The 25,280-nt window shown below is 54.2% G+C and carries 21 protein-coding genes; 4 read left to right on the top strand and 17 right to left on the bottom strand.

Features of this window, described 5'->3' with window-relative positions; translation table 11 throughout:
• Positions 1-26: 26 nt before the first annotated feature.
• The 17 genes from CXIVA_RS06050 to CXIVA_RS05965 all read right to left on the bottom strand — a co-directional run bounded on the left by CXIVA_RS06050 (position 27) and on the right by CXIVA_RS05965 (position 19,920).
• Positions 27-425: a septum formation initiator family protein gene (locus CXIVA_RS06050; protein ID WP_013977115.1), complete on the bottom strand. Its 399-nt coding sequence runs from the start codon at positions 423-425 to the stop codon at positions 27-29.
• 44 nt (positions 426-469) lie between these two features.
• Positions 470-709 (bottom strand): RNA-binding S4 domain-containing protein, encoded by a 240-nt coding sequence (locus tag CXIVA_RS06045; protein ID WP_013977114.1) that lies wholly within the window; start codon positions 707-709, stop codon positions 470-472.
• Between the two features lie 155 nt (positions 710-864).
• Positions 865-1,143: an HU family DNA-binding protein gene (locus CXIVA_RS06040; protein ID WP_013977113.1), complete on the bottom strand. Its 279-nt coding sequence runs from the start codon at positions 1,141-1,143 to the stop codon at positions 865-867.
• 261 nt (positions 1,144-1,404) lie between these two features.
• Entirely contained in the window at positions 1,405-3,141 is a 1,737-nt protein-coding gene (locus tag CXIVA_RS06035) for a phospho-sugar mutase (RefSeq protein WP_013977112.1), read from the bottom strand.
• Positions 3,142-3,207: 66 nt separating this feature from the next.
• Positions 3,208-4,551, bottom strand: coding sequence for an HDIG domain-containing metalloprotein (locus CXIVA_RS06030; protein WP_013977111.1), 1,344 nt, complete (start codon positions 4,549-4,551; stop codon positions 3,208-3,210).
• A gap of 128 nt (positions 4,552-4,679) precedes the next feature.
• Entirely contained in the window at positions 4,680-6,119 is a 1,440-nt protein-coding gene (gene proS, locus CXIVA_RS06020; protein ID WP_041727665.1) for a proline--tRNA ligase, read from the bottom strand.
• 79 nt (positions 6,120-6,198) lie between these two features.
• Positions 6,199-6,921: an RNA pseudouridine synthase gene (locus CXIVA_RS06015; protein WP_013977108.1), complete on the bottom strand. Its 723-nt coding sequence runs from the start codon at positions 6,919-6,921 to the stop codon at positions 6,199-6,201.
• Positions 6,922-6,937: 16 nt separating this feature from the next.
• Positions 6,938-7,627, bottom strand: a complete 690-nt coding sequence (locus tag CXIVA_RS06010) for a response regulator transcription factor (RefSeq protein ID WP_013977107.1) — start codon at positions 7,625-7,627, stop codon at positions 6,938-6,940.
• Positions 7,620-9,122, bottom strand: coding sequence for a HAMP domain-containing sensor histidine kinase (locus CXIVA_RS06005; RefSeq protein ID WP_013977106.1), 1,503 nt, complete (start codon positions 9,120-9,122; stop codon positions 7,620-7,622). Before CXIVA_RS06005 ends, CXIVA_RS06010 begins: the two co-directional genes overlap by 8 nt.
• 123 nt (positions 9,123-9,245) lie before the next feature.
• Positions 9,246-10,433, bottom strand: coding sequence for a methionine adenosyltransferase (gene metK, locus CXIVA_RS06000; protein ID WP_013977105.1), 1,188 nt, complete (start codon positions 10,431-10,433; stop codon positions 9,246-9,248).
• Positions 10,434-10,666: 233 nt separating this feature from the next.
• A complete protein-coding gene (locus tag CXIVA_RS05995) occupies positions 10,667-11,959 on the bottom strand; it encodes a UDP-N-acetylglucosamine 1-carboxyvinyltransferase (protein ID WP_013977104.1) in 1,293 nt (430 codons plus the stop codon).
• 256 nt (positions 11,960-12,215) lie between these two features.
• Complete coding sequence (locus CXIVA_RS05990; protein WP_013977103.1) at positions 12,216-12,743, bottom strand: shikimate kinase; 528 nt, start codon at positions 12,741-12,743, stop codon at positions 12,216-12,218.
• The gene (gene mfd / locus CXIVA_RS05985; RefSeq protein WP_013977102.1) at positions 12,740-16,315 is read right to left on the bottom strand and encodes a transcription-repair coupling factor; all 3,576 of its coding nucleotides are present in this window, start codon (positions 16,313-16,315) and stop codon (positions 12,740-12,742) included. The genes CXIVA_RS05990 and mfd overlap by 4 nt, the downstream gene beginning before the upstream one ends.
• A complete protein-coding gene (gene pth / locus CXIVA_RS05980) occupies positions 16,312-16,932 on the bottom strand; it encodes an aminoacyl-tRNA hydrolase (protein WP_013977101.1) in 621 nt (206 codons plus the stop codon). Before pth ends, mfd begins: the two co-directional genes overlap by 4 nt.
• A 283-nt stretch (positions 16,933-17,215) precedes the next feature.
• The gene (spoVG, locus tag CXIVA_RS05975; RefSeq protein ID WP_013977100.1) at positions 17,216-17,488 is read right to left on the bottom strand and encodes a septation regulator SpoVG; all 273 of its coding nucleotides are present in this window, start codon (positions 17,486-17,488) and stop codon (positions 17,216-17,218) included.
• A gap of 42 nt (positions 17,489-17,530) precedes the next feature.
• The gene (glgD, locus tag CXIVA_RS05970; protein ID WP_013977099.1) at positions 17,531-18,649 is read right to left on the bottom strand and encodes a glucose-1-phosphate adenylyltransferase subunit GlgD; all 1,119 of its coding nucleotides are present in this window, start codon (positions 18,647-18,649) and stop codon (positions 17,531-17,533) included.
• Positions 18,646-19,920: a glucose-1-phosphate adenylyltransferase gene (locus tag CXIVA_RS05965; RefSeq protein ID WP_041728548.1), complete on the bottom strand. Its 1,275-nt coding sequence runs from the start codon at positions 19,918-19,920 to the stop codon at positions 18,646-18,648. The genes glgD and CXIVA_RS05965 overlap by 4 nt, the downstream gene beginning before the upstream one ends.
• A 312-nt stretch (positions 19,921-20,232) precedes the next feature.
• On the opposite strand from CXIVA_RS05965, the gene murC reads away from it, so the two are divergent.
• The 4 genes from murC to CXIVA_RS05945 all read left to right on the top strand — a co-directional run bounded on the left by murC (position 20,233) and on the right by CXIVA_RS05945 (position 25,256).
• Positions 20,233-21,612 carry a UDP-N-acetylmuramate--L-alanine ligase gene (gene murC, locus CXIVA_RS05960; protein ID WP_013977097.1) on the top strand — a complete coding sequence of 460 codons (1,380 nt, stop codon included), beginning with the start codon at positions 20,233-20,235 and terminating at the stop codon, positions 21,610-21,612.
• A 197-nt stretch (positions 21,613-21,809) separates the two neighbouring features.
• Complete coding sequence (locus CXIVA_RS05955) at positions 21,810-22,877, top strand: DnaD domain protein (RefSeq protein ID WP_013977096.1); 1,068 nt, start codon at positions 21,810-21,812, stop codon at positions 22,875-22,877.
• A 133-nt stretch (positions 22,878-23,010) separates the two neighbouring features.
• Positions 23,011-23,997 (top strand): ATP-binding protein, encoded by a 987-nt coding sequence (locus CXIVA_RS05950; protein WP_013977095.1) that lies wholly within the window; start codon positions 23,011-23,013, stop codon positions 23,995-23,997.
• Between the two features lie 74 nt (positions 23,998-24,071).
• The gene (locus tag CXIVA_RS05945) at positions 24,072-25,256 is read left to right on the top strand and encodes a ribose-phosphate pyrophosphokinase (protein WP_013977094.1); all 1,185 of its coding nucleotides are present in this window, start codon (positions 24,072-24,074) and stop codon (positions 25,254-25,256) included.
• Positions 25,257-25,280 lie beyond the last annotated feature (24 nt).

The following is a 25,280-nucleotide window of genomic DNA, read 5'->3' as shown; positions in this document are numbered from 1 at the left end:
ATGCCTGTGCTTCCTGCTTCTGCCTGTTATTTTTCCTTAAATACGATCTCGTCATCACCAGCCATGCCCAGTTTGGATTTGGCTTCATTTTCCACATACTGATCGGAGTTTACGTATTTTTTCTCTTCTTCCAGCTTTTTCGTGCGGTTCTTCTCGCTTGTCAGCTGGGTCTCCAGCTGCGCTTTCTGCTCCTGGTAGGATTTGTTTCTGGCATCCAGCTGCAGGATCTGCACCGAGAGGATCGCCACCAGCGCGACTGCCATCCCGGATACGCACAGCTTCGCGATCCGGTTGCGTTTTTTATCTTTGAGCGCGTTCAGACGATGTACCCTGCTCTGGGCATGCCGTTTCTGGGCGGCGGCGCGTTTTCTGTTTTTCTGTGTTCTGCTTTTGGATGATTTGTCTGGGGATGACATAGATGCCATATACACTTCCTTCTGCTTGCATACCGCCCCGCCTGCGCATCCTGCTACAGATAGCGGAACATTTCCTTGGCTTCTTCTTTGCGGGAGGTATCCGCGATCTGAAGGATCTCTGCCTTCACCGCCCGGTTGCCGTAGGCAATCTCGATAATATCTCCGACTTTTACATTCTGGGATGCTTTGGCTGTTTTGCCGTTCACCGTGACGCGTCCGGCGTCACAGGCCTCATTGGCCACGGTCCTGCGTTTCACCAGGCGTGACACTTTCAGATATTTATCCAGTCTCATATCGTATCCTGTACTGTCTGTATCCTGTACTGCCGGCGGCAGTCCTTCCGCCGCGCTGTGATGATAAGAGAGGGAACGGCTTTCTGCAAAGCTGTTCCCCCGTTTTATCTGTCTTCCTGACGCGTCCTGCAGGACGCGCGCTCTGTATGGAACGATTATTTCTCGTTCACGAGATCCTTTAATGCCTTTCCTGCTTTGAATTTAGGAGCTTTGGAAGCCGGAATCTCGATGGTCTGCTTTGTCTGCGGGTTTCTGCCTGTTCTTGCGGCTCTCTCGGTTACTTCAAAAGAACCAAAACCAACTAACTGAACTTTATCTCCTGCCTTTAAGGCATCCGCGATAACATCTGTGAAAGCAGTCACTGCCTTTTCCGCATCCTTCTTCTGCAGTCCGGCTCTCTCAGCTACTGCTGCTACTAATTCAGATTTATTCATGTTATGTCCTCCTAAATTATGATTGGCGGGAGCGGGCAAACCCGTGTAAATTCCCACTTTCTGCGTAAAATCGCTATAAATCATTTATACTTTATTTTCTCTGCCCTGTCAAGAAAACTGTTACGGATTCATTACATTTCCTACAAAACTGAGAATTTTTTTACTTTTCTGTAATACCTGTATGCGTATCCTGCCGGGAAACCCACGCGCTTTCCGGCATCGGTGCCTGCAGGAAAAGCACACTTCCCCTCCGGCATCGGTTTACTGCAGGAAGGGCGCCACCACTGCAGCCACATCCCGGCGCAGCTCTTCGGCTCTGGCCGCGGCATCCTCCATGGATGTGCCCCGGACGCCGAAATAGTACTTTAATTTTGGTTCTGTACCGGAGGGCCGGAAGCAGACCCAGGCGTCTTCCGGAAGTTCAAAGTAAAGCACATTGGAGGCTGGAAGTCCGGTTTTTCCTTCTTTTCCGGTACGCAGATCCCGAAGGATGCCGGTCTGGTAATCCCTGAACACCTCCACCGGGTGAGAACCGATCTTTGTCGGCGGATTCTTCCGGATGGTTTCCATGATATTCCGGATCTTTTCGATGCCTTCCTTGCCTTTCAGGGTAATCGACTCTACATGGTCGCTGTAATACCCGTAGGTCTCATACAGCTCCAGCATGGCGTCCCACAGGGTCTTTCCCTGGGCTTTGTAATAAGCCGCTGCCTCGCACAGAACCATGGAAGCGGCTACCGCGTCCTTATCTCTGGCATAGGTGCCCGGCAGACAGCCGTAACTTTCTTCCATACCGAACAGATAGGTGCCGGTTCCCTTGGTTTCAAACTCCAGCATCTGGCGGCCGATGTATTTGAAGCCGGTCAGCACCTCCACCAGACGGATGCCGTAGTGTTTCGCGATGGCATCTGCCAGATTGGTGGTAACAATGGACTTGATATACGCCCCGTCCGCCGGCAGACCGGATTTTACCTTGCGCTGGCTGATTTCATAGGCGCCGATCAGGCAGCCGGACATATTTCCGGTCAGCGGATGGTATTCTCCGGTCTGTCCGTCTCTGACATACACGCCCAGGCGGTCGGCATCCGGATCCGTCGCCAGTACCAGATCTGCCTTCTGCTCCCTGGCCATCTTCAGCCCCAGGGCAAAGGCTTCCTCAGACTCCGGATTCGGATAGGAAACCGTGGGGAAATCCCCGTCCGGAAGCTCCTGCTCCGGCACCACATGCACATGGGTAAAGCCAAGTTCCTTCAGGATCCGGCGCACCGGCAGATTTCCTGTGCCGTGCAGCGGCGTGTATATGATATGGATGTTGTCTGCCTGCTCTTTAATCACATCCGGGTTCAGTACCAGACGCTTCAGCTCCGCGTCGTAGGGATCATCAATATCGCTGCCGATCACCTGATACATTCCCTGCTGCACCGCGTCTTCCCGCGTCATCGTCCGTACGGCGCTGTAATCTGTGATGGCCCGCACCTGCGCCATGATTCCGGTATCGTGGGGCGGCGTAATCTGGGCGCCGTCTTCCCAGTATACTTTGTATCCGTTGTACTCCGAAGGATTGTGGCTGGCTGTGATGTTGATTCCCGCAGTGCATCCGAGTCTCCGCACCGCGTAGGACAGCTCCGGCGTCGGCCGCAGAGACTCAAAAATATAGGCACGTATCCCGTTGGCTGCCAGGCAAAGGGCCGCTTCCTGGGCAAATTCCGGCGACATATGACGGGAATCATAGGCAATCGCCACCCCCTTGGACTGGGCGCCCACCTGCATGATGTAGTTGGCCAGTCCCTGTGTGGCCTTGCGGACGGTATAAATATTCATCCGGTTGGTGCCTGCGCCGATGACGCCCCGCAGACCGGCTGTGCCGAATTCCAGTTCCATGTAAAACCGGTCTTCGATCTCTTTCTCATCATCCGCGATGGATCGGAGTTCCGCTTTGGTTGCCTCATCAAAATACGGATCTGACAGCCACTGTTCATATGCTTCACGATAGCCCATAGTCTTCCTCCTTCATTTTCTGTCCGCCAGTTCCGGCGTTTCGAGTATATACTTTTGCTGCGTTTTCTATGACTGGCTTCGGACCGTTCCGTCCTGAACCAGCGCCAGAAGGATCTCCTTCTGATTGTCTTCCGGGACTTCCAGTACATGTTCCAGCAGACCATTCAGTATCTCGCCGATCTGTCTGCCCCGGGGCACGCCGGCAGCGATCAGGTCGTTGCCGGTTACCGCCAGCTCTTTCTTGGTCAGGCACTGATGCGCGGAAAGGATCTCGTGGTACAGACGGATATGCTCTTCCAGTTTGCTTAATTTGTCCTGACGCATATAATCGCTCTGGGCCAGGATGTCCGCCCGTTTGATCCGGAAAAAATCCGGATAATTCTCCGGTCCGGTGCGGCTTAGGCTCCTACGGACCGCTGTCTCCGTCAGCGCCGGCCGGTCTTCGTGGATTTCCACAAACCGGGATACCCGGCGGATGGTATGGTTGTCAAATTTCATACGGCGCAGAATCTCTCTGGTCATCTGCGCCCCCACAGCCGGATGCCCCTTGAAGTGATCGACGCCGTCGGCGTCCGTCGTGCGGCAGGCCGGCTTGCCGATGTCGTGAAAAAGCATCGCCAGCCGCAGCAGGCGGTCCGGTTCCATATTCATCACCGCGTGAATCGTATGCTCCCCCACCGTATAGCAGTGATGGATCGTGTTCTGTTCCGTCACCATCATCCGGGAAAATTCCGGAAATACCACATCCGCGATTCCGGTCTCCCAGACATCCCGGAGGCGTTCCGGATGGTCCGATACCAGGAGTTTTACCAGTTCCGTCTGAATCCGCTCCGCGCTGACCTGGGCAATCGCAGGCGCCAGCAGAACGATCGCCTCCCGGGTGTCTCTGTCAATGGAAAAGTCCAGCTGCGCGGCAAAACGCACAGCCCGCAGCATACGGAGCGCGTCTTCGGAAAACCGCTCCCGCGGATCTCCCACGCAGCGGATCCGTTTTTCTGCCAGGTCCGTGAGGCCTCCGAAGGCATCCACAAATCCGTCCCGTTCATTGTATGCCATGGCGTTGATGGTAAAATCCCTGCGCTTCAGGTCTTCTTTCAGGTCCGGCGTATAAGTGACGCTGCTGGGATGTCTGGCATCCTCATAGGTCCCGTCAATGCGGAATGTGGTCACCTCGTACTGCTCCTTTTCCAGCAGAACGGTAACCGTTCCATGCCGGATCCCGGTATCCACCGTCCTGGAAAAAAGCGCCTTCACCTGCCGCGGATGGGCTGCGGTGGTAATATCCCAGTCCTCCGGCGTCCTGCCCAGCACACTGTCCCGGACGCATCCGCCCACGGCGTATGCGGGATATCCCGCGGCTTCCAGGGTATGGATAATGTATTTTACATGTTCAGGCAGCTGTATGTTCATACACGTCTTTCGTCTCTCCTTCTGAAACGGCCGCGGCCGGCAGACCCTGCTGTCCGCCCCGCCGCGAAGCAGTCACTGCTTCCGCGCAGAAGACGCTGTGTCTCCGGCCTGCTTCCGTGTCGTGATATTTAATATGCCCGTCCCCAGTAAACCAGCTTTTTCGCCGGTTTTCCGCAGCAGACGCATACATCGGAGATCCCTTCCTGATCATGAAACGGCATACAGCGCGATGTCGCGCCGGTTTCTTCTTTGATCTTATCTTCACAGGCTCTGTCTCCGCACCACATGCCGCGGATAAACCCGGTCTTGTTTTCTACGGTGTCCTTAAACTCGGCATAGCTGCGGGCATCCCAGATGTGGGCATCCCGATGCGCTTTTGCCCGGGCAAACATATCCTTCTGAATCGTATCCAGCAGTTCGGTGACTGCTGTTTCCAGCTGATCCAGGGAGACAAAGGTCTTTTCCCTGGTGTCCCGGCGCACCAGTACGCACTGGTTCTTCTCGATATCCTTCGGTCCCAGCTCCACACGGATCGGGATTCCGCGCATCTCCTGTTCGGAGAACTTCCATCCCGGGCTCTTGTCGCTGTCATCCAGACGGGCGGAGCATACCCCGGACAGGCGTTCGCACAGTTCCCGGGCGCGCTCCAGCACACCCTCCTTCTTCTGCTGGATCGGAATCACCATTACCTGCGTCGGCGCGATCCGCGGCGGGAGCACCAGGCCGGAATCGTCTCCATGGACCATGATCAGCGCGCCGATGGTGCGGGTCGTCATTCCCCAGGATGTCTGGTAGACATATTTGAGCTGGTTGTCCTTGTCCGTGTACTGCACGCCGTACGCCCGGGCGAATTTGTCGCCGAAATTATGGCTGGTGCCGGACTGCAGCGCCTTGCCGTCATGCATCAGCGCTTCTACCGTATAGGTGGCCTGGGCACCGGCGAATTTCTCTTTTTCTGTCTTCTGTCCCCGGATCACCGGAATCGCCAGCACTTCCTCCAGAAAGTCCGCGTATACATTCAGCATCTGTTCGGTGCGGGCTTCCGCCTCTTCCGCTGTGGCATGGGCGGTATGTCCTTCCTGCCACAGAAATTCCCTGGAGCGGAGGAACGGACGGGTCTCCTTCTCCCAGCGAACCACGGAACACCACTGGTTGTACAGTTTCGGCAGGTCCCGGTAAGACTGTATGTCATCCTTGTAGAAATCGCAGAACAGAGTCTCGGAAGTCGGGCGGACACAGAGGCGCTCCTGCAGCGGGGATTCTCCGCCTTCAGTCACCCACGCCACTTCCGGCGCGAATCCGTTGACCAGCTCCCCTTCCTTCTTCAGCAGACTCTCCGGCATCAGCAGGGGCATGTATACATTTTCCACGCCGGTTTCCTTAAATCTGCGGTCCAGCTCCTTCTGAATGTTCTCCCAGATGGCATAGCCGGCAGGTTTGAAGATCATAAAGCCTCTGACGCTGGAATACGCCATCAGGTCCGCTTTCTTCACCACATCGGTATACCACTGGGCGAAATCCTCTTCCATAGGGGTAATCGCTTCCACAAGTTTCTTATCTTTTGCCATGTTTTCCAATTATCTCCTCATCATTTTATCCAGTCCTCTTCTCCCGCTTCCGCGCAGGGAGTGACTTTCGTTTATTCTATCATATTCCCGTGATTTTACAAGATTGCAGGTCTTCGGAAAACACTGCAAACCCCGGGCCTTTCGGTGTAATCCGGTACTCTGTCTCACGGCCGGTCCCCGGATGGCGGAAAGTGAGCCGGGCAGCGCACAGGGCCAGCGCCGCGCCGGAAGGCGAATCCCCGGACGGTCCGTATTTCCGGTCTCCGTACAGCGGCCAGCCCGCATGGGCCATCTGCACCCGGATCTGGTGATGCCGGCCGGTTTCCAGGCGGATCCGGACCAGCGCCAGCCCGCCGGAAGGCTCCCGGCAGACACCCAGGACACGGTAGGACAGCACGGCCCGTTTTGCCCCTTCTGTCTGTTCCGGTACCACGGCGGAGCAGTTCTGCCGCCCGTCTCTGCGCAGCCAGTCGGTCAGACGCCCCTCTTTTTTCTCCGGTATCCCGCAGACCACCGCCAGATATTCCTTGATCCACTGCCCGCTCTGCTGCTGCCGGGACAGCTGCGCCGCTGCCTGCCGGTTTTTCGCAAAGACAAGCAGCCCCTCCACCGGCTGATCCAGGCGGGTGATCACGCCGATGTACGGGGGCTCCTGTTTGTCTGCTCTGTAATTTTTCAGAATACTGACCAGGTCCGGCTGCCCCGGCCTGGCCGTCTGCACCGCCAGCCCCGCCGGCTTGCGGCATACAATGATATCCTTGTCTTCCTGCAGGATTTCCGGAAGTTTTCCTCTGTCTCTCATTGCCCCTGCCCGCCTGTTACAGTTTGAACCGATAGCCCACGCCCCAGATTGTTTCGATATACTGGGGTTTGGCGGTGTTTAATTCGATTTTTTCCCGGATTTTCTTAATATGCACCGTCACGGTAGCCACATCACCGATGGATTCCATATCCCAGATCTCCCGGAACAGCTCATCTTTGGTAAACACATGGTTCGGATGCTGGGCCAGAAAAGTCAGCAGGTCAAACTCTTTGGTGGTAAACTGCTTCTCCTCATCATTGACCCATACGCGGCGGGCTGTTTTGTCAATCCGGATTCCCCGGATTTCGATCACATCATTAACCTCCGTGTTGCTGCCGATCAGGCGCTCGTAGCGGGCCAGGTGGGCTTTCACCCGGGCCACCAGCTCGCTGGGGGAAAACGGTTTGGTAATATAGTCATCCGCTCCCAGCCCCAGGCCGCGGATCTTGTCGATATCATCCTTTTTGGCGGACACCATGAGGATCGGCGTGTTTTTCACCTCACGGATCCGCTTGCAGATCTCAAATCCGTCAGTGCCCGGAAGCATCAGGTCCAGAATGTACATGTCGAAATTCTCCGCCAGGGCGCGTTCCAGTCCTTTCGTTCCGTCATTTTCCACTTCTACTTCAAATCCGCTGAGCTCCAGATAATCCTCTTCCAGTTCAGCGATGGCTTCTTCATCTTCTACGATTAAAATCTTACTCATTAGGTACCTCCTGATATTTGCGCAGAACAAAGTACATGGTTGTTCCGATGTGTTCTTTACTGGTGGCCCAGATCTTGCCGCCATGGTCTTCGATGATCTTCTTTACGATGGACAGGCCGATGCCGCTGCCGCCGGTGGATGAATTCCTGGAGGAATCGGTGCGGTAGAACCGGTCAAAGATGTAGGGCAGATCCTTCAGGGCGATGCCCTTGCCGTTGTCCTCAATCTCTACCTGGATAAAATCTCCCACATCCCGGATCCGGATGAATATCATCCCCTTCTCCTTATCCATATATTTCACGGCATTGCTGACAATGTTATTCACCACCCGCATCAGCTGCTCCGGATCCGCGATGATCTGGACGGTGTCATCCACATAATTCAAGAAATTCAGACGGATGTCCTTTGTCTCCAGATCCAGCCCGATCTCCTCGATGCAGTCGTTGAAATAGGCGGATACGCTGAGCTTCTGGAAATTATATGGGATCCGGTTGGTATCGATCTTGGAATACAGAGTCAGCTCATTGATCAGCGCGTCCATCTCCGATGCCTTGTTGTAAATCGTCCGGATGTAGCGCTCCCGCTTCTCCGGCGTCGCTGCCACACCGTCAATCAGGCCTTCCGCGTACCCCTTCACCGCGGTAATCGGCGTCTTGATATCATGAGCGATGTTGCTGATCAGCGCCCGGTTCTCTTTTTCCGCTTCGATCTTCTCTTCTGTGGATTCCTTCAGGCGCTGCCGCATTTCGTCAAAATTGCGGAACAGATCGCCGATTTCATCCCGGCTGTCGGAATCCAGCGTAAAGTCAAGGTTGCCTTCTTTTATATTTTTGGTGGCTACCTGCAGTTCCTTCAGCGGCTTCATAATGCTCTGGTACAGCCAGAACATCAGCAGGGAGGCCGTGGCCGCAAGAATCACAATGACGGAAACAATCACCAGGATCAGGTTGCTCTTTACCTCCGGCAGTACGCTGGAAGAAGAGGTGACAATGAAAATACTGTCTTTGCTGCCGTCCCTGCCGGTGAAATCCACCTGTTTGATCAGGGCTTCCGCTTTTTCGCTGTACAGATAGCCTTCATTTTCTCCATAGGACGTGCCGTAGGCCGGCAGGATTTTTATCCAGAATCCCGCGGCGCGCCGGTAGGTGCCGGTATCCCCCTGATAATACAGGGTGTCCCCGGTGCGCACCAGCAAAAAGGAGCGTTTTTCCCGCAGGGCGCTGTTTTTTTCTTTCAGGAAGGATGTGTCGGTCAGTTTGGCGGGATCCGCATCCGCCAGATGGCTCAGTTCCTCGTAATCCGTTCTGGTATACTGGTTGATCTGCATCATGGAATTGGAGAACATGCCGTCCAGGGACTGGCTGGTAATCCCGTAATTCTGTCTGACCTGCCGGACGTGCAGATGATACATGGCGAAAAACACCGCGCACATCAGCGCGATGGGCAGAACAATAATAATAAAATACGATATCGCGATACGGGTCTTTAGTTTCATACTGTCTCCTGGTGTCTGCGGATGTCCGGAAAATCCCCTCGTGGAACAATTCAGAACATGAAAAAACAAGCCATAGCGCGTAACCCGCGCTATGGCTTGATTATATCATATCGTATCCTGATACTACAGATATTTCTTCAGATCCTCAACCTTGTCCAGGGCCTCCCAGGGCAGTTCGACGTCAGTACGGCCGAAATGTCCGTATGCAGCGGTCGGACGGTAGATCGGTCTTCTTAAATCCAGCATCTTGATGATGCCTGCCGGACGCAGGTCAAAGTTCTCGCGGACGATTTCGCTGAGCTTCGCATCCGAAAGCTTGCCGGTTCCGAAGGTGTCTACCATGATAGAGGTAGGCTGTGCCACGCCGATGGCATAGGACAGCTGAATCTCACAGCGGTCTGCCAGGCCTGCTGCCACCAGGTTCTTGGCTGCGTAACGTGCAGCATATGCTGCGGAACGGTCTACTTTTGTGCAGTCCTTGCCGGAGAATGCGCCGCCGCCGTGACGCGCGTATCCGCCGTAGGTGTCTACGATAATCTTACGGCCGGTCAGGCCTGCGTCTCCGTGCGGTCCGCCGATTACAAAACGGCCGGTGGGGTTGATGAAGAATTTGGTGTCCGCATCTACCATCTCAGCCGGAAGGATCGGATCAAATACATATCTTTTGATATCTGCGTGGATCTGTTCCTGTGTCACATCTTCGTCATGCTGTGTGGAAAGTACCACAGCCTCCAGACGCTTCGGGCAGCCGTTTTCATCGTATTCCACCGATACCTGTGTCTTGCCGTCCGGTCTCAGATACGGCAGTGTGCCGTCTTTGCGGACTTTTGTCAGCTGCAGGGACAGTGTGTGTGCCAGCTGGATCGGATAAGGCATATATTCTTTGGTCTCATTGGTCGCGTAACCGAACATCATGCCCTGGTCGCCGGCACCGATGGCCTCCAGCTCCTCGTCGGTCATCTGGTTCTCTCTGGCTTCCAGTGCCCGGTCCACGCCCATGGCGATGTCAGGGGACTGTTTGTCCAGTGCCACGAATACCGCGCAGGTGTTGCCGTCAAATCCGGTCTTTGCGTCATTGTATCCGATTCCGTTTACGGTCTCGCGGACAATTGACGGGATATCCAGATTTGCTGTTGTAGTAATCTCCCCGGTCACCAGGACATATCCGGTGCAGGCCATAGATTCGCATGCCACACGGCTCATGGGATCCTGTGCCATACATGCGTCCAGAATTGCGTCAGAAATCGCGTCGCAGACTTTGTCCGGATGCCCTTCTGTAACAGATTCAGAAGTAAATAATAACTTTTCCATTGTATTCCTCCATAAAGATCTGATGGGTCGACAGCGGTGCTCGGATGCCCGCCCTTTGTCTCCTGCTTATGAGACTCTCTGCATTCTTTGAATGACTTTACACCCTGCCCCTGGAAAAGTCAATGGCAACAGCCGGTTGATTTGTGTACTTTTTGACGGTTTTCCAACACATGTTGTTTTATCTGTCGGAAAAACCGCCTGCAGTAGAAAATTTCTTCTGCAGACGGCTGTACTCATGAGATCTTTAATTTGAATTTCTGGATTTCTTTTTCTGAGCTGACCTTCTCGATCTGTCCGCCCAGGGAACGGAGCTTCGCGTCAAAGGTTTCGTACCCCCGTTCAATATAGTAGATATCATCTACGGTGGTAATGCCTTCCGCTGCCAGGCCGGCGATGACCAAAGCCGCTCCGGCCCGAAGATCCGGCGCGCTGACCCGGGCGCCGGTAAAGCCCTCCACGCCGTTGATAATGGCGATGTTGCCCTCTACTTTAATCCTGGCTCCCATACAGACCAGTTCGTCCACATATTTAAAGCGATTCTCGAAAATACTCTCCGTAATCGTGCTGGTGCCTTCCGACAGCGCAAGGACCACGCCCATCTGCGGCTGCATATCTGTGGGGAATCCCGGATATGCCAGTGTCGTCACCTGGGTATGATGCAGGGTCTCCGGCGCGGTAACCCGGACAGCGTCGTCAAACTCCTCGATGCGGCAGCCCACTTCGATCAGTTTGGCGGAAGTGGCTTCCAGATGCTTGGGAATGACGTTGCGTACGGTAACGTCTCCGCCGGTGGCGGCCGCTGCCATCATGAATGTGCCCGCTTCAATCTGATCCGAAATGCACGCGTATTCGGTGCTGTGGAACTTCTCCACACCGGAAATACGGATCACATCCGTGCCGGCGCCGCGGATGCTGGCACCCATACAGTTGAGGAAATTGGCCACGTCCACCACATGGGGCTCTTTGGCGGCATTTTCGATAATTGTCTTGCCTTCTGCCATGGAGGCCGCCATCATAATATTAATCGTGGCGCCTACAGACACCTTATCCAGGTAGATATGGGTCCCGGTCAGGCTGTCTGCCCGGGCCACCACCTGCCCCTGCTGGATGTCCACCTGACACCCCAGGGCACGGAACCCCTTCAGATGCAGGTCAATGGGCCTGCTTCCGATGGCGCATCCGCCCGGCAGCGCCACACGGGCTTCCTTATATTTGCCCAGCAGCGCGCCCAGCAGATAATAGGAGGCACGGATACGCTTGATTGCCTCGTCATCTACGTTCACATTGCTGATATAGCTCCCGTTGATGCGGACGGTATGCACATCCACCCGGTCCACATGGGCACCGATTCCCGCAATTGCCTCCAGCATCACGTTAATGTCCCGCACATTCGGTATATTCTCTATTGTTACGGTCTCGTCCGCCATGACAGCCGCAGCAAGAATCGCCAGAGCCGCATTCTTCGCTCCGCCGATCTCAACCTCGCCTCTCAGGGGATTCCCGCCTTTGATTACGTACTGATCCATTTCTGTCCTCTGTCCTGAAGTGGGATCCATCCCACATGAATATCCAATATCCCAATATTATAAAAACTGCTTCCTGTGTTTGTCAAGTTTTGCACAGTATACGAGTAGTATCCATTGTAGCACAAAACCGCAGGCCGAAAAACACCATTTCCCGGATTCTATGAAAGATGCTGAATTTTGCCTCTTTCCCTGCCGGTTTCCCATCAAACACGCACAAAATCTCTGTCCGGATCTGCCCTGCCGGCAGGCCCGGAAGCTATTTCTCTGCCTGCAGGTACGGCTGCACCGCCTGCTGCACCGCTTCGATGGTCTGCTCCACATCCAGTCCGTGCTCATCCACGATCACGTCCGCATACTTTTCATACAATACGGCGCGCTCCTCGTACAGGCTGTCCAGCGTCTGTCCCTTTTTCAGCACAACTCCCCTGCCTTTGATATTCCGCAGACGCTTTTTCAGGTGCCAGAGGTTCTGCTTGATGTATACCACCACGCCGATGTCCTTCAAATGTTCCATGGCTTCTTTTCCATAGACCACGCTGCCTCCGGTGGCAATCACAGACCGCTCCGCCCGAAGCGCGGCATTGATCCGGTTTTCCGTCTGGATAAAGCCGTCCGTTCCCTGCTCCGCAATGATTTCCCGGAGTTTTTTCCCGGTCTCCTGCTGGATCACCAGGTCGCTGTCCACAAACTGGTAGCCCAGGATCTTCGCCAGAATGACCCCTACGGTACTCTTACCTACACCGGGCATTCCGATCAGTATAATATTATTCTTTTTCTCTGTCATTTCTTCTTTCCTTTATCTGCGCCGGCAGATGCCGCCGTCAGTTCCTGCAGCAGGAGCCCCGCTCTGCAGTCTGCCAGAAACTGGCGGATCAGCGTCACGGAATCCGGACTGTTCTTCTGCTTGTGATAGTGAAAACTCGGTGTCCCTCCGGCCTGAAACGTAAAATGATGCCTGTGGGAATCCACAAAGGTCTGGAATTTCGCCGGATCAATCGCCGCCTTTTCATAAAAGACAAACCGGATTTCGCTGCCTTTCTCTGCGATTTCCGTGAAATAACAGCTGTGCGCCTCCACCCTGAGCTGCGCGATGGTCAGCAGATCCTGCACCACCCGGGGCGGATCGCCGAACCGGTCGATCAGTTCGTCCAGCATCTCGTCTCTGTCTTCCTCACCGGTCAGCATGGAAATCCTGCGGTAAATCTCCAGTTTCTGCACTTCATCCGGGATATAGGAAGGCGGAATGTAGGCATCCAGGTCAATGTCAATGGATGTCTCAAACTTCTCCCGGGGCTGCTCGCCTTTGATCTCCCGCACGGCCTCGTTCAGCATCTTGCAGTACAGGTCGTAGCCCACCGCCTCCATATGGCCGGACTGGGCCTCTCCCAGCACATTGCCGGCTCCCCGGATTTCCAGGTCTTTCATGGCGATCCGGAAACCGCTGCCCAGTTCCGAGAAATCCCGGATGGCCGACAGCCGTTTTTCCGCTGTCTCCCGGAGGATCTTGTTGCGGCGGTACATCAGAAAAGCATAGGCGGTCCGGTTGGAGCGGCCGATCCTGCCCCGCAGCTGATACAGCTGGGACAGTCCCATGGTATCCGCGTCATGGATAATCATGGTGTTTACGTTGGCGATATCCAGGCCGGTCTCAATGATCGTGGTGGACACCAGCACGTCAATCTCATGATTGATATACTGATACATGATCTCTTCCAGTTTTCGTTCCGGCATCTGCCCGTGGGCGTACTCCACTTCCGCGTCCGGCACCAGCTGCTGAATTCTGGCCGCCATCTCCGCAATGTCCTTGACACGGTTGTATACATAATAAACCTGTCCGTCCCTGGCCAGCTCCCGGTTGACCGCCTCCCGGATCATTTCCTCATTATACTCCATAATATAGGTCTGCACCGGGCAGCGGTCCTGGGGCGGCTCCGTGAGCACGCTCATATCCCGGATCCCGGCCAGGCTCATGTGAAGCGTCCGCGGAATCGGCGTGGCGGACAGGGTCAGTACATCCACATTCTTTTTCAGCTGTTTGATCCGCTCTTTGTGCGTTACGCCAAACCGCTGCTCTTCATCGATCACCAGGAGCCCCAGGTCTTTAAACTCCACATCTTTAGACAGTACCCGGTGGGTTCCCACGACGATGTCCACCGTCCCTTTTTTCAGGCCCGCAATGGTCTCCCGGATCTGCGCCGGTGTGCGGAATCTGCTCAGCATGCCGATGGTCACCGGATAGTCCTTCATCCGCTGCAGGAAGGTATTGTAGTGCTGCTGGGCCAGAATCGTCGTCGGCACCAGCACCACCACCTGTTTTTCCTCCTGCACCGCCTTGAACGCGGCCCGGATCGCCACTTCCGTCTTGCCGAATCCCACGTCCCCGCAGATCAGACGGTCCATAATCTTGCTGCTTTCCATATCTGCCTTGGTTTCTGCGATGGCCGTCAGCTGATCCTCCGTCTCTTCATAAGGAAACTGTTCTTCAAATTCCCGCTGCCAGATCGTATCCTCCGGATAGCAGTAACCGTTCTTTTCCTGCCGGACGGCATACAGTTCCACCAGTTCTTCGGCAACTTCTTCCACCGCCTTCTGTACCCGGCTTCTGGTTCTGTGCCACTCCGTGCTGCCCAGGCGGTTCAGTTTCGGCCGCCGGGCGTCCGCGCCGGCGTATTTCTGAATCATATCCATCTGCGATGCCGCCACGTACAGAAAGCCCCCGTCGGCATATTCAATCTTCATATAATCCTTGATGGTATGATCGACTTCTACTTTTTCAATTCCCCGGTAAAGACCCAGGCCATGGTTGACATGCACCACATAATCTCCGGGATGCAGTTCGGAAAAACTCTGGATATTCTGTCCGTCATAGATTTTTCTGTGGCGGCGCTTCTTCCGGCGGGCGCCGAAGATATCCCGCTCCGTCAGCAGCACAAACCGAATGTCCGGATACTCATAGCCTCCTGTGAGGCTGCCCCGGGTCACCAGGATTTCGCCGTTTTGCACAACCCGGTCCCGGTCCTCTGTATAAAAGGCCGTCAGGCCGCGGTCCAGCAGTTCCCCTGCCATATGCCTTCCCCTGGTGGAAGAGGCGCACAGGAATACCACGCTGTATTTTTCCTTTGCGTAACGCTTCAGGTCGCTGACCAGCAGTTCAAAATTGCTGTTGTAGGAGTTCACCGGCTTTACCGGCACATGAAATACCGCCTCCGGCTCCAGCCCCGGCGTATGCCCGTCAATCACAGTCAGAAGCAGCGGTTTTTTCTCTCTCAGCTGCCGGACGGTTTCCTCCACGCTCTGCAGCAGACGCATCTGTCCCGGCAGCACCAGCCCCTGCTCCAGCCGGGCCTGCATGCCGGTGAAGAACTCCTGCTCCACCTGCCGGGCGGCCTCCAGACACCGGGCCGGTTCATCCACAAAGATCCGGCTGTCCCCATCCGCAAAAAAATCCAGCAGTCCCGCCGTTTCAAAGCCTGCGTCTTCAAAATAGGGAAGCATGCTTTCCGCGCTGTCCGGGTTGTCCAGATCCTGCAGCTGTGTCACCGTCAGTTCCGTCAGTTCTTTCAGATGAAAGGCCTCTTCTGTTTTTCTTTCCTCCCGGAGCCGGCGGACCCCCTGTTCCCCGTCTCTGCGAATCGCCTCTGTGCCTGCTTTGCGGATCCGATCCGGCAGAATCACTTCTCCGGCCGGAAAAACAGTCACCCGGGGCAGCCGTTCCTCATAGGACCGCTGCGTATCCACCTGAAAATTCCGTATGGTATCCAATTCATCATCCCAGAATTCAATACGCACCGGCTGCTCCGCGGTCAGCGGGAAAATATCCAGGATTCCGCCCCGGACCGCGAACTGCCCCGGCTGTTCCACCTGATAGCAGCTTTCATACCCCATCTGCGTCAGCCGGATCCGCACAGCCGCCAGTTCCGCGATTCCGCCTTCTTCCAGGCGCAGCACCGCATCCCGCATAATCCGGGGCGCGGTGATTTTGCCCAGCAGGGCATCAAATGTGGTCACGATGACTCCATGGTCCGACGTCAGCAAAGCCTCATAGGCGGCCATCCGCTCCTTGGTCAGCGCGTTTCCCCGGATATCCGACTGGTAAAACAGCAGATCCTTGGCCGGAAAATACACTGCGTCCGTATCCGAATAGAATCCGTAGGCTTCCGCGATCTGCCGGGCACGCTGCTCCGTGCTTGTGATGATCAGTTTTCTGACGGCATCCCCGCCGATGCCGTACATGAAATGGCACTTCTGGGGATCCGTGCACCCGGATATGGCCAGCGGTTTCTTTGCGGTTTTATATCGGTCTGTAATCTCCTCATACACCTGCAGGTGTGTCAGTGGTTCCGTAAATGTCTTCATGATGATCTGCTCTCTTTATCTGCCGATTCCGTTTCTTTCGGGGCAGGCTTCTTTTTCCGGTTAAACCGGTTCATCGCCTCATCGGTCCGCCCGGTAATCATCAGGCCCACCGCCTGGGCGGCCTCTTCCAGCGCCTGATCTGCCTGTTTCCTGTCTTCTCCCTGCATTCTGCCCAGGACATAGTCCGCCAGGTCCCAGTCCCTGGGCTTGGCTCCCACGCCGATTCTGACCCGGGAAAAATCGCTGGTTCCCGTCATGGCAATAATATCTTTGATTCCGTTGTGTCCGCCGGCGCTTCCCTTTTTGCGGACCCGGATGCTGCCGGGATCCAGACTGATATCATCATACAGCACAATCAGGTCCTGCTCCGGGTCCAGCCGGTAGTAGCGCATCAGGTCCCGGATGCTGTGCCCGCTTAAGTTCATATAGGTCAGCGGTTTCGCCAGCAGGACTTTCTGTCCTTCGCAGTAGCCGGTGCCGGTGAGCGCCTGGCACTGCCGGCGGTTCATCGTAATGCCGCATTTGCGCGCCAGCACATCGACGGCATCAAAGCCTATATTGTGTCTCGTTTTCTCATATTGTGCAGTAGGATTGCCCAGTCCCGCAATCAGATACATATGCTCGCTCCCTTGCTTTCGTCTGCCAAACAGGCTCTTTTTCTTCTTCGGTCCGCAGAACCTGCGGACACAGCTTCAGGCGCGAAAAGACAGCCGTCTCCTCACGCTCATGATTCTGTAAAATTTACACCGAAACCGCCGGCTGTGTCAAGTATCACAGAGAAAGACAGCAGAAAGAAAGACAGCCGGTCTCAAAAACGGCTGTCTTCTGGAAATAATATAGTGAAACACAAGTGAAAGACGGTTTCCCGGAAATGCCGGTTCCCACCAGTCTGCAGATCTGTTATGCGCCTGCTCCCGCTGTCAGCATTTCCTCATATTTGTCCATAACCAGATCCTGGATGTACTTTCTTGTCTCAGAATTGATCGGATGCGCTACGTCGCGATATTCGCCTTCGGCGTTCCTCCGGCTGGGCATCGCGATAAAAAGCCCTTTTTCGCCTTCAATTACCTTGATGTCGTGCACGACAAACACGTCATCAATGGTAATCGAAACGACTGCTTTCATTTTGCCTTCTTTGTCGATTTTACGAATTCTAATGTCTGTGATATTCATTTTTCCCCCACTCTCCAAATGATTCGCCTGCGGCAGTTACACCTACATTACATATCTTTCGTTGTGTTCCATTACGATTTTAATCTGATCTTCCCCGCAAAGATAAGAATTGGCCCGTATGGTATCCCGGCTCTCCACGATGCAGTTCTCTATGTGTGTGTTGTCTCCGATATATACATCATTCAATACGATGGAATTCTTGATCACACAGTTCTTGCCGATAAACACGCGCTTGTAGATCACGGAATTCTCCACGCTGCCATTGATGATGCATCCGCTGGCAATCAGCGAATTGCGCACTGCGGCGCCTTCGTTATATTTTGCCGGTGCCAGATCGTATACCTTGGAATAGATCATGGGATCCTGGCGCAGGAAGTACTGACGGATCTCCGGTTTCAGGAAATCCATATTTGTCTGATAATAAGAATCCACAGAAGCGATATTGCTCCAGTAGTCTTCCATCTTATATCCGTAGATCTTCTTGATGCTTTTGTAGCGGATCAGGATATCGCTGACAAAATCATACCGGTTCTCTTCCATGCAGCGTTCCAGCAGAGAAATCAGCAGACGTCTGCGGATGACATAGATTCCGGTGGAAATCGTATGAGAATCCGTCATCATCGGTTTTTCTTCAAAATCAACGATCCGGGCGTCCTCATCCATCTTCACGACACCAAACCGGCTGACATCCGAACCTTCCGGCAGCGTCTTGCAGACCACCGTAATATCGGCATGCTTGTCAATATGGTAATTCAGGACTTTGTTGTAATCCATCTTGTATACGCAGTCTCCGCCGGTGATTACCACATACGGCTCATGACTGTTTTTCAGGAAATCGATATTCTGCGCGATCGCGTCCGCCGTGCCCTGATACCAGAGGCTGTTCTCCCTGGTGATGGTAGGCGTAAATACATACAGACCGCCCTGTTTCCGTCCGAAATTCCACCATTTGGAAGAACTCAGATGCTCATTCAGAGACCGGGCATTGTACTGTGTCAGCACAGCCACTCTCTGGATGTGGGAATTCGTCATGTTGCTCAGCGCGAAATCCACGCAGCGGTAGCTGCCTCCCACAGGCATCGCCGCAATGGCGCGCTTTGCGGACAGTTCCCGCATGCGGAAATTGTTTCCTCCGGCTAAAATAATTCCTATTGCTTTCATTCTCTTCCACCTGCCTTCACGATGTATTCCCCTGATGCGAGGACTCCGTCCGGATAGTCCCCTTTGGTTGTCGCGCCATAGACGGCAGTATTCTTTCCGATCTGTACATCCGGCGGAATAATGGTATGCTCACCCACGGTCACCAGACCGAAATTGTATATTTTTTCGTTTAATTTATTCGGCACTTCCTCGCCGATGCCCAGCTGCGCGTTCTCTCCAATGACGGTACCCTCGGCGATGATTCCCTTTTCGATGCGGACGTTATCTCCGATGATCACATCCTGCATAATGATGGAATCCCGGATTACCGCCCCCCTGCCGATCCGCACACCGGATCCGATCACAGAGCCGCAGACAGTGCCTGCAATCTCGCATCCGTCTCCCACAATGGCCCGTTGGATATCGGCCTCCGGAGAAATATACTGGGGCGCGATCACGTCGCTCTGGGTATAAATCTTCCAGTAATCTTCATACAGATTAAACTCCGGGATCAGCTCAATCAGCTCCATATTGGCTTCCCAGTAGGACTTCAGTGTACCCACATCTTTCCAGTAGCCGTTGTACTCATAGGCAAAAATCCGGTCTCCCCGGTCGAAACAGTACGGAATCACATGCATGCCGAAGTCGCAGTTTTCCACGTCTTTATTGGCAAGCAGCGCTTCCCGCAGCACCTTCCAAGTAAAGATATAGATACCCATGGATGCCAGGTTGCTCTTGGGCTCCGGGGGCTTTTCCTGAAATTCATTGATTCTGTGTGTCTCGTCCGCCACGACGATGCCGAAGCGGCTGGCCTCTTCCATAGGAACCGGCATCACGGCAATGCTGACGTCCGCGTTGTTCTGCTTGTGGAAATCCAGCATCACCTCATAATCCATTTTATAAATATGATCCCCGGACAGAATCAGCACATATTCCGGATTATAATTGTCAATATAGCGGATATTCTGGTAAATCGCATTGGCTGTGCCGCTGTACCACTCGCTGCCCCCGCTCTTCTCATACGGCGGGAGTATGGTGACTCCTCCGTTGGCCCGGTCCAGGTCCCACGGAATGCCGATTCCGATATGGGCGTTCAGCTGCAGCGGCTGATACTGTGTCAGCACACCGACGGTGTCAACGCCGGAATTGATGCAGTTGCTCAGTGGGAAATCAATGATGCGGTACTTTCCGCCAAATGCCACCGCCGGCTTCGCCACCCGCGATGTCAGAACCCCCAGACGGCTGCCCTGTCCTCCGGCGAGCAGCATTGCTATCATCTCTTTGTGAATCATTTTCTTCACCCCAGTCTCAAATATTTTGCTAATGAAAAACCGACTAATTTCCGCTTCTGTCATTTGTCTAAAATGACGAAAAAGGAGCAGAAATCCTGCTGCTGATGATACATATATACTATATCATACGCATAATACTTCACACAATGCTTTCCATCCTGAAATTAAACTTTTTTCTGAAAATACACCCGGTTCTGTACGCTTTACAAATAAACAGGATTTGATATACTTAATCCTTGGAAATCCGGTAAACACGTCAAATGACTTAATTAATAGAAAGCATCTGCCCTTTCGGGCCCTATGGAGAACAAAATGTATAAAATCAGTTATCAGCACCCCGTTCACATTCATTTTATCGGAATCGGAGGCATCAGCATGAGCGGCCTCGCGGAGATTCTTTTAAAGGAACATTTTACCATCAGCGGATCGGACAGCCGCCGCTCCGAACTGACGGACCATCTGGAAAAAGACGGCGCCCGCATTGCCATCGGACAGCGCGCCGAAAATATCACCCCTGATATTGATCTGGTGGTCTATACCGCAGCCATCCACGAAGACAACCCGGAATACGCCGCCGCGAAAAAAGCCGGCATCCCCATGCTGTCCCGGGCCGAACTACTGGGACAGATCATGGACAACTACAGAAAATCCATCGGTGTCAGCGGCACCCATGGAAAAACCACAACCACTTCCATGATTTCCCATATCCTGCTGGCTGCCGATACAGATCCCACCATTTCCGTCGGCGGCATTCTGGATGCTATCGGCGGCAATATCCGCGTCGGCGGACCGGAAGTTTTCCTGACCGAAGCCTGTGAATACACCAACAGCTTCCTTCACTTCCGTCCCACCTACACGATCATCCTTAATATTGAAGAGGACCATCTGGATTTCTTTAAGGATATTGACGATATCCGCCATTCCTTCCATCTGTTTGCGGCCAACACCGATCCGGAAGGCTGCCTGTTCCTAAACAGCGCCATCCCCCACCCGGAAGAAATCACCGCGGATCTGTCCTGCGCGGTGACCACCTTCGGCGTCACCGGCAGTGAAGACTTCACTGCCGCAGACATTTCCTATGATGACCGGGGCTGTGCGGCCTTCACGGTCATCGCCTACGGAGAAGAAGCCGGCCGTCTGCAGCTGAAGGTTCCCGGCGCCCATAATGTGGTGAACGCACTGGCAGCCATCGCCTGCACCTCCTACGCGGGGATTGCCGTTGACACCATTCTCCGGGGACTGTCCGCTTTCGGCGGTACGGAACGCCGCTTTGAATACAAAGGGCAGTTCCGGGGCGCTGCTGTCATTGATGATTACGCCCATCATCCCACTGAGATCCGGGCTACCCTGACGGCTGCGCAGAACTATCCCCACAACCGGATCATCTGTGTCTTCCAGCCGCACACCTACACCAGGACCAAGGCTTTCTGGAACGACTTTGCCGACGCTCTGACCATGGCTGACCTTGTCATTCTCGCGGACGTCTATGCCGCCCGGGAGACCGACACCCTGGGCATCCGCAGCGAAGACCTGGCTGCCGAAGTCCGGAAGCGCGGTACGGAGAGCCTGTATTTCCCTTCCTTCGCGGAAATCGAGAAATATTTATCCGAAAATTGTATGAACAATGACCTGTTGATAACTATGGGAGCCGGAAACGTCTGCCAGATCGGCGAAGACCTGCTGGCAAAATAAGTTATCCACACTGTCCACAGTGTCCCAGCTGTTTTCTGTTCCGGCACTGTGGATATTTTTCTGCCTGATTCTGCGGTTTTCAGGGCCTTATCCACATTGTCCACAGAAGCGCAAACCCGCTTACAGACCGGGTTTGCGCCCTTTTCAGTCCGGATTGCCTGTGTTATAATACCAGGCGGAAAGAGAGTGAGTCTGCTATGGAAATCATCAATGTCTATCACGAACAGAAGAACAATTCCACTTCTGTGCCGAACAGTTTTATCAGCCATTACATGGTGCATGCCAACGGTGACTATGTGAAGATTTTTCTTCACCTTCTGTACTGTCTCAGCCAGCCGGGCTGCGACTGCACCATTCCGCAGATCGCGGACCACTTTGACCTGACGGAAAGCGATGTCATGCGGGCGCTGAAATACTGGGAGCGCAGCCATCTGCTCCGCCTGGAATACACCGCTGACGGCAGCCTTTCCGGGATCTGCCTGCGGAGCGAAGCCCTCAATTCCGAGGAACAGACCCCGCCGGCGCCCCATGGCCAGACCACTTCCGGCTCTGTGACCAACGCCTTCATTCAGGCTTCCGTTCCGAAACCGGTCGTCTATTCCCCGGAAGAACTGTCCCGCTTCTGCGAGCAGGAGGATGTGGCGGAAATGGTTTTTGTGGCGGAGCGCTACATCGGCCGCAGCCTGAGCGCCTCAGACCTGAACGTTATCTTTTCCTGGTACGATCAGATGCACTTTTCCGCGGAGCTGATCGAGTTTCTGATCGAAATCTGTGTCTCAAAGGGCCACACCAGTGTCCGCTATATGGAAAAAATCGCGGAAGACCTGGCTGCCAACCAGATACAGACCGTGGAACAGGCCCGCCGGCTCTTTGACCGTTCTTCCGAAGCCTACCGCACGGTAATGAAATCCTTCGGTGTCCGGGGACGCAACCTGATCCCCTCGGAGGTGGATTATATTAACCGCTGGAACCGGCAGATGAACTTCAGCAGCGAAATGATCGCCGAAGCATGCCGGCGCACGATTCAGGCCATCCACGAACCCAGCTTCGAATATGCCGACCGTATCCTGTCCAACTGGGAATCCCGGCAGCTGCGCACACTGGCGGATGTGGAAAAAGCGGATGCGGAGTACCGGAGCCGCCGGCAGAAAAAGGATGCCGCCGCGCCCAGGGAGTCTGCGAAGATCAAAAGCACCCACTTTTCCAACTTCAAACAGCGGGAAAACGACTACGACGACCTGCAGAAACAGCTGCTGAAAAACTGATCCTGCGGATTTTCTGCACAGAACTCCTTTTTTCTGCTACAATAAATCTATCCGAACCGATACGGGAAATTACAGGCCGAACCGATACGGGAAATCACAGGACAAGGAATATCAGGAAGGAATTCTTAACCGTATGTCTCTGACCAACACACAATACGATACTCTGATGCGCGCGTATGACGAAAAACAGATCCGCCGGCAGCACGAACGGATCCGCCGGAAAGAAGAGCTGAACCGGGCCATTCCGGAACTGGCTGCCATCGACCGGGAGCTGGCGCATACCAACGTCTCCCTGGCACGGCATCTGCTGAATGATGACACGGCAGAGACCGATTCCCTCAGGCTCCGGGCGGCAGAACTCCGCAGCCGGCGGGACAGCGCCGTTCAGGCCGCCGGATATCCGCCGGATTATCTGGAGCCGCCCTACGAATGTCCGGACTGCAAAGACACGGGCTACATCGGCCGCACCCGCTGCCACTGTTTCCGGCAGGCGGCCATTGATCTGATCTATACCCAGTCCAACTTAAAAGAGATCCTTCCGGAGGAGAATTTCAGCAAATTCTCCCTGGAGTACTATTCCGAAGAGGATATTGACCCCATCTCCGGCCTCAGCGCCCGGGACTGCGCCCGAAAAGCCGAACAGGCCTGCCGGCAGTTTGCCGATTCTTTCGAGGAGCAGGGCGGAAACCTGCTTTTATTCGGGAACACCGGCCTGGGAAAGACATTTCTTTCTCATTGTATCGCAAAAGAACTTCTCGACCACGGGCATTCTGTGATATACTTCAGTGCGCAGCAGTTTTTCGACATACTGGCTGATCACGCATTTCACCACGATTCCGGGAATATGACAGATTATGACAATATCTTCGACTGCGATCTGCTGATCATTGACGACCTGGGGACCGAGCTGCCCAACGCGCTCACGGTATCCCAGTTCTTTGCGTGCCTCAATGACCGGATCATGCACCGGCGCTCCACCATGATCTCCACCAATCTCACCTTAAAAGAGATTGACCAGATCTACTCCGAGCGCATCTCTTCGCGGATCACAGACAACTTCCGGCTGCTCAACCTTCACGGCAGAGATATCCGTATCCTGAAGAAGCTGCGCGGCCGCTGACTTTGCTTTTTACAGTTCACGCTGTAATATTTATACAACACCATCTAAATCTATGTTTTATGGAGGATTCTCACATGTCATCAGACGAAAGAAATCTTGAGACAATTCCCAAGGGCGCCCTGGGGATCATTCCGCTCAAGAGCTGTTCCAAAATCGGCGCGGAAGTCGACAAATACCTTGTAAAATGGAGAGTTGACCGCCAGCATGAGCACGAAAACGATATCGCCTTCAAAGGCTATACCAGCAAAAGCTATATCGTAGACGCGGAATGCGCGCGTTTTGGCAGCGGCGAAGGCAAGGGTATGATCAACCAGTCCATCCGCGGCTATGATCTGTTTATCCTGGTAGACATCACCAACCACAGCCTGACCTACAAACTGTGCGGGCAGACCAACCACATGTCTCCGGATGACCACTATCAGGATCTGAAGCGCATCATCGCTGCCGCAGCCGGCAAAGCCCGCCGCATCAGCGTCATTATGCCGTTTCTCTACGAAGGACGCCAGCACAGACGTACTGCCAGAGAATCCCTGGATTCCGCGCTGGCCCTGCAGGAACTGGTGGCTATGGGAGTCGACAATATCATCACCTTCGACGCCCATGATCCGCGGATCCAGAACGCGATCCCGCTGCACGGCTTCGAAACCGTCCGCCCGGCTTACCAGTTTGTCAAAGGCATCCTGAGCGTGGAAAAAGACATCATCATTGACTCTGACCATCTGATGATCATCAGTCCGGACGAGGGCGGCACCGACCGTGCCGTATTCCTGGCCAATGTCCTGGGCGTAGATATGGGTATGTTCTACAAACGCCGGGATTACAGCCGCATCGTAGACGGCACCAATCCCATCGTCGCCCATGAATTCCTGGGATCCGACTGCAAGGGCAAAGATGTGTGGATCGTCGATGACATGATCTCCTCCGGCGGAAGCATGATTGATGTCGCAAGAGAACTGAAAAAACGGAACGCAGGCAGAATCTTCGTCATTGCCACCTTCGGTCTTTTCACCAATGGCCTGGAGAAATTTGACAAGGCCGTAGAGGAAGGCCTGATCTACCGTGTCGTGACCACCGACCTGACCTATCAGACCGAAGAACTTCTGAGCCGTCCGTATTACATCAACTGCCGTATGGCCAAATATATCGCTTATATCATCGACACCGTCAACCATGACGCTTCCATCAGCGATCTGTTAAACCCGTACAACCGCATCAAAAAATTCGTTGCGAAATATAAGGCAGAACACAATCAGGACTAACCGTTGCTGACCCTCGTGTATGCG

It is taken from the genome of Clostridium sp. SY8519 (genome assembly GCF_000270305.1).
Classification (GTDB): Bacteria; Bacillota; Clostridia; order Lachnospirales; family Lachnospiraceae; genus SY8519.
This window is presented reverse-complemented; position numbering and strand designations above follow the sequence as displayed.

Bases quoted from the DNA above. Each gene is read 5' to 3' on its own strand.
- CXIVA_RS06050 (WP_013977115.1), bottom strand. From the start codon at position 425: ATGGCATCTATGTCATCCCCAGACAAATCATCCAAAAGCAGAACACAG.
- CXIVA_RS06045 (WP_013977114.1), bottom strand. From the start codon at position 709: ATGAGACTGGATAAATATCTGAAAGTGTCACGCCTGGTGAAACGCAGG.
- CXIVA_RS06040 (WP_013977113.1), bottom strand. From the start codon at position 1,143: ATGAATAAATCTGAATTAGTAGCAGCAGTAGCTGAGAGAGCCGGACTG.
- CXIVA_RS06035 (WP_013977112.1), bottom strand. From the start codon at position 3,141: ATGGGCTATCGTGAAGCATATGAACAGTGGCTGTCAGATCCGTATTTT.
- CXIVA_RS06030 (WP_013977111.1), bottom strand. From the start codon at position 4,551: ATGAACATACAGCTGCCTGAACATGTAAAATACATTATCCATACCCTG.
- proS (WP_041727665.1), bottom strand. From the start codon at position 6,119: ATGGCAAAAGATAAGAAACTTGTGGAAGCGATTACCCCTATGGAAGAG.
- CXIVA_RS06015 (WP_013977108.1), bottom strand. From the start codon at position 6,921: ATGAGAGACAGAGGAAAACTTCCGGAAATCCTGCAGGAAGACAAGGAT.
- CXIVA_RS06010 (WP_013977107.1), bottom strand. From the start codon at position 7,627: ATGAGTAAGATTTTAATCGTAGAAGATGAAGAAGCCATCGCTGAACTG.
- CXIVA_RS06005 (WP_013977106.1), bottom strand. From the start codon at position 9,122: ATGAAACTAAAGACCCGTATCGCGATATCGTATTTTATTATTATTGTT.
- metK (WP_013977105.1), bottom strand. From the start codon at position 10,433: ATGGAAAAGTTATTATTTACTTCTGAATCTGTTACAGAAGGGCATCCG.
- CXIVA_RS05995 (WP_013977104.1), bottom strand. From the start codon at position 11,959: ATGGATCAGTACGTAATCAAAGGCGGGAATCCCCTGAGAGGCGAGGTT.
- CXIVA_RS05990 (WP_013977103.1), bottom strand. From the start codon at position 12,743: ATGACAGAGAAAAAGAATAATATTATACTGATCGGAATGCCCGGTGTA.
- mfd (WP_013977102.1), bottom strand. From the start codon at position 16,315: ATGAAGACATTTACGGAACCACTGACACACCTGCAGGTGTATGAGGAG.
- pth (WP_013977101.1), bottom strand. From the start codon at position 16,932: ATGTATCTGATTGCGGGACTGGGCAATCCTACTGCACAATATGAGAAA.
- spoVG (WP_013977100.1), bottom strand. From the start codon at position 17,488: ATGAATATCACAGACATTAGAATTCGTAAAATCGACAAAGAAGGCAAA.
- glgD (WP_013977099.1), bottom strand. From the start codon at position 18,649: ATGAAAGCAATAGGAATTATTTTAGCCGGAGGAAACAATTTCCGCATG.
- CXIVA_RS05965 (WP_041728548.1), bottom strand. From the start codon at position 19,920: ATGATTCACAAAGAGATGATAGCAATGCTGCTCGCCGGAGGACAGGGC.
- murC (WP_013977097.1), top strand. From the start codon at position 20,233: ATGTATAAAATCAGTTATCAGCACCCCGTTCACATTCATTTTATCGGA.
- CXIVA_RS05955 (WP_013977096.1), top strand. From the start codon at position 21,810: ATGGAAATCATCAATGTCTATCACGAACAGAAGAACAATTCCACTTCT.
- CXIVA_RS05950 (WP_013977095.1), top strand. From the start codon at position 23,011: ATGTCTCTGACCAACACACAATACGATACTCTGATGCGCGCGTATGAC.
- CXIVA_RS05945 (WP_013977094.1), top strand. From the start codon at position 24,072: ATGTCATCAGACGAAAGAAATCTTGAGACAATTCCCAAGGGCGCCCTG.